Genomic DNA, 3,399 nt, shown 5'->3' with positions numbered 1-3,399 from the left:
CATCAGATCAACCGCGATTCCCCTGCAATCACTGTCCGCTCGCCGCACACCCCGCGCAATTGCCGCTCAAACTGTTCGATAATCGCCGGCCAGCCCTGGCGGCTCGCATGCTGACGAGCATTCAAGCGCATGCGGCGCAAACTCTCCGCATCTTCCAGCAGCCAATTGGCAGCGTCACAAAACGCGCCCTCATCCCCTGGCATCGCCAGCACGCCATTGTAGCCATGGCGAATATGCTGGGTGGCGGCCGCCTGGTCGTAAGCCACCACACCCAGGCCGGAGGCCATGGCTTCCAGCACTACATTGCCGAAAGTTTCGGTCAGGCTGGGGAACAGGAACACATCGCCGGACGCGTAATGCCGTGCCAGTTCTTCGCCGCGCAAGGTGCCGCAGAACACTGCCTCGGGCAGTTCCTTTTCCAGCGTCGCCCGTTGCGGGCCGTCGCCGACAATGATCAGTTTCATCTGGCGCAGTGGGTAGGTGTCCTGCAAGGTTTCAAAGCAGCGCTTGAGCAGCCCCAGGTTTTTTTCCTGTGCCAGTCGGCCTACATGCAGTACGGCGATTTGATCGTTATTCAGCGCCCAGCTTTCACGCAACGCGTTATCGCGTTTGGCGGGGTGGAACAACTGGCTGTCGACGCCGCGTGACAACATGCCCAGGCGCTCGAAGTGGCGACGTTCCAACTCCAGGCGCTGGCTCGCGCTGGGCACCAGGGTCAGGGTCGAGCGGTTGTGAAACCAGCGCAAGTAATGGGTCACCATGCGGCTGAGCAGGCTCAAGCCATATTGATTGGAGTACTGCTGGAAGTTGGTGTGAAACCCGCTGACCACGCTGATCCCCAGGCGCCGCGCCGCACGTAGCGCCGACAGCCCCAGCGGCCCCTCAGTGGCGATGTACAGCACGTCCGGGCGCTGGCGTGTCCAGCGCCGCAGCAACTTGTGCATCGACGACTGGCCCCATTGCAGCCCTGGGTACCCCGGCAGTGGCCAGCCGCGACACAGCAGCAATCCATCGTCGCTGGGCCGGCTTTGATCGGTGCCCTGGCGGGGGCGCACCAACTCGACCTGATGGCCGCGCGCGCGCAAACCCTCGCACAGGCGGCCAAGGGTATTGGCCACCCCATTGATCTCCGGCGGGAAGGTTTCGGTAATCAGGGTGATGTGGAGCGAGGCTGTCGTCATGACCCACAGTGTCACCGTGGGCCATGTCGTCATTGTGACTCTAGGATGATGGATTTATGACTTGGCTATCGCCTGCCGTGCCATCGCCTCGGCCCCTTGCTCACGCACCCAGAACAGCGTAGCCCCGGCCACGGCCGCCGGCATCATCAGCAGGTTGACCACCGGCACCAGCAGCACCAGATAAACAATGCCGCCAAAGCTCATGCTCTGCCAACGCTTCTGACGCAGCCAGGCGAGCATTTCGTTCCAGCCCAGCTTGTGGTTGTCCGCCGGGTAGTCGATGTACTGGATCGCCATCATCCACACACCGAACAGTAGCCACAGCGGCGCGGCGATCAGGTTGACCACCGGAATGAACGACAGGATAAACAGGCCGATGGCCCGTGGCAGGAAGTAACCCAGTTTGCGCATTTCCCGCGCCAGGGTGCGCGGGACCATGGCCATCAACTCGCCCCAGCTGAAGGCGGGGAAGTCGTCTGTGCCGCGCACCACTACCTCGACTTTCTCCGAGAGAAAACCGTTGAATGGCGCGGCGATGATATTGGCGAGCATGGTGAAGGTGAAAAACACCATCAACACCACCAGCACCACAAACAAGGGCCACAGGATGTAGCTGAGGAAACTCAGCCAGCCAGGCAGCGTCGGCATCAAGGTGTCGACCCACAGGCTGAACTGATGGCCGGCGAAATAGATCAAGCCGACGAACAGCACCAGGTTGATCGCCAACGGCAGCAGCACAAACAGGCGCAGGCCAGGGCTCAACACCAGTTTGAGGCCTTCACGCAGGTATTGCGGGCCAGAAAGAGCAGGGGCAGGCATGGAGAACTCCGAGCAAGAAGACGAACGCGCCGACCTTACCGGCTTTGCTTCTTCGGCGAAAGCGGCGACATCAGCGGTAACATCTAGGCAACCAGGGTGTCGATTAATCGCGGCGACTGCATAGAGACCACCTATGAGCTGGATTGTTATTCCGTATTTCCTTAATCTTGCCCCCCTCTATACGCTGCACCCATTATTTTCAGGGCCTGCGAGTTCAAGCCTTCCCCAAGTGCTTCGCGGTCCTTTTTTATTCCAGCTGCCTTGTGGTCCGGGCGGTCGATAGGAGTGAGTCATGTCTGATACCCGTCATTCGCGAGTGATTATTCTCGGTTCCGGCCCTGCCGGTTACAGCGCTGCCGTCTACGCTGCCCGGGCCAACCTCAAGCCGCTGCTGATTACCGGCATGCAGGCAGGCGGTCAGTTGACCACCACCACTGAAGTCGACAACTGGCCGGGCGACGTCCACGGCCTGACCGGCCCGGTGCTGATGGAGCGTATGAAAGAGCACGCCGAGCGCTTTGAAACCGAGATCGTGTTCGACCACATCAACCAAGTCGACTTCTCGAAAAAGCCTTACAGCCTGACCGGCGACAGCGGTGTCTATACCTGTGACGCGCTGATCATCGCTACCGGTGCCAGCGCCCGTTACCTGGGCCTGCCATCGGAAGAAGCGTTCATGGGCAAAGGCGTCTCCGCCTGCGCGACCTGCGACGGTTTCTTCTACCGCAACAAGCCGGTGGCTGTGGTCGGTGGCGGCAACACCGCCGTGGAAGAAGCGCTGTACCTGGCCAACATTGCCAGCACCGTGACCCTGGTTCACCGCCGCGAGACCTTCCGCGCCGAGAAGATCCTGATCGACAAACTGCACGCCCGTGTGGCTGAAGGCAAGATCATCCTCAAGCTCAACGCCACCCTGGATGAAGTCCTGGGCGACAACATGGGCGTGACCGGTGCTCGCCTGAAAAACAACGACGGCAGCTTCGACGAGCTGAAAGTCGACGGCGTGTTCATCGCCATCGGCCACACCCCGAACACCTCGCTGTTCGAAGGCGTGCTCGAAGCCAAAGATGGCTACCTGGTTGTGCAAGGCGGCCGTGAAGGCAACGCCACTGCGACCAACATCGAAGGCATCTTTGCCGCCGGTGACGTGGCTGACCACGTGTACCGCCAGGCCATCACCTCGGCCGGCGCCGGTTGCATGGCGGCCTTGGACGCAGAGCGTTACCTCGACGGTTTGAAGGACGCTGCGTTCTAAACCCGTTGAAATGAAAAAACCGGCTGAGAGGCCGGTTTTTTATGCGCACGATTCAAGCCGCACCACAGTGCTGATGTGCCAACCCGATTCAATGTGGGAGCTGGCTTGCCTGCGATGGCGGTGGTGGCTGACACACCGCTATCG

At 60.8% G+C, this 3,399-nt stretch carries 3 protein-coding genes; 1 reads left to right on the top strand and 2 read right to left on the bottom strand.

Going from position 1 to position 3,399, the window contains the following annotated elements:
- Positions 1–2 precede the first annotated feature (2 nt).
- Both FEM54_RS28215 and cysZ read right to left on the bottom strand, forming a co-directional pair.
- Positions 3–1,181, bottom strand: a complete 1,179-nt coding sequence (locus FEM54_RS28215) for a glycosyltransferase family 4 protein (RefSeq protein WP_138453820.1) — start codon at positions 1,179–1,181, stop codon at positions 3–5.
- Positions 1,182–1,235: 54 nt separating this feature from the next.
- Positions 1,236–2,000, bottom strand: a complete 765-nt coding sequence (cysZ, locus tag FEM54_RS28210; RefSeq protein WP_017137936.1) for a sulfate transporter CysZ — start codon at positions 1,998–2,000, stop codon at positions 1,236–1,238.
- Positions 2,001–2,292: 292 nt separating this feature from the next.
- Between cysZ and trxB the strand changes: the two genes are divergently transcribed.
- Complete coding sequence (trxB, locus tag FEM54_RS28200; RefSeq protein WP_017137935.1) at positions 2,293–3,255, top strand: thioredoxin-disulfide reductase; 963 nt, start codon at positions 2,293–2,295, stop codon at positions 3,253–3,255.
- Positions 3,256–3,399 lie beyond the last annotated feature (144 nt).

Source organism: Pseudomonas edaphica (assembly GCF_005863185.1).
GTDB classification, from domain to species: Bacteria; Pseudomonadota; Gammaproteobacteria; order Pseudomonadales; family Pseudomonadaceae; genus Aquipseudomonas; species Aquipseudomonas edaphica.
This window is presented reverse-complemented; position numbering and strand designations above follow the sequence as displayed.

What these genes read in the sequence shown, in the direction of transcription:
- trxB (WP_017137935.1), top strand. Translation starts at nt 2,293, where the DNA reads ATGTCTGATACCCGTCATTCGCGAGTGATTATTCTCGGTTCCGGCCCT.
- FEM54_RS28215 (WP_138453820.1), bottom strand. Translation starts at nt 1,181, where the DNA reads ATGACGACAGCCTCGCTCCACATCACCCTGATTACCGAAACCTTCCCG.
- cysZ (WP_017137936.1), bottom strand. Translation starts at nt 2,000, where the DNA reads ATGCCTGCCCCTGCTCTTTCTGGCCCGCAATACCTGCGTGAAGGCCTC.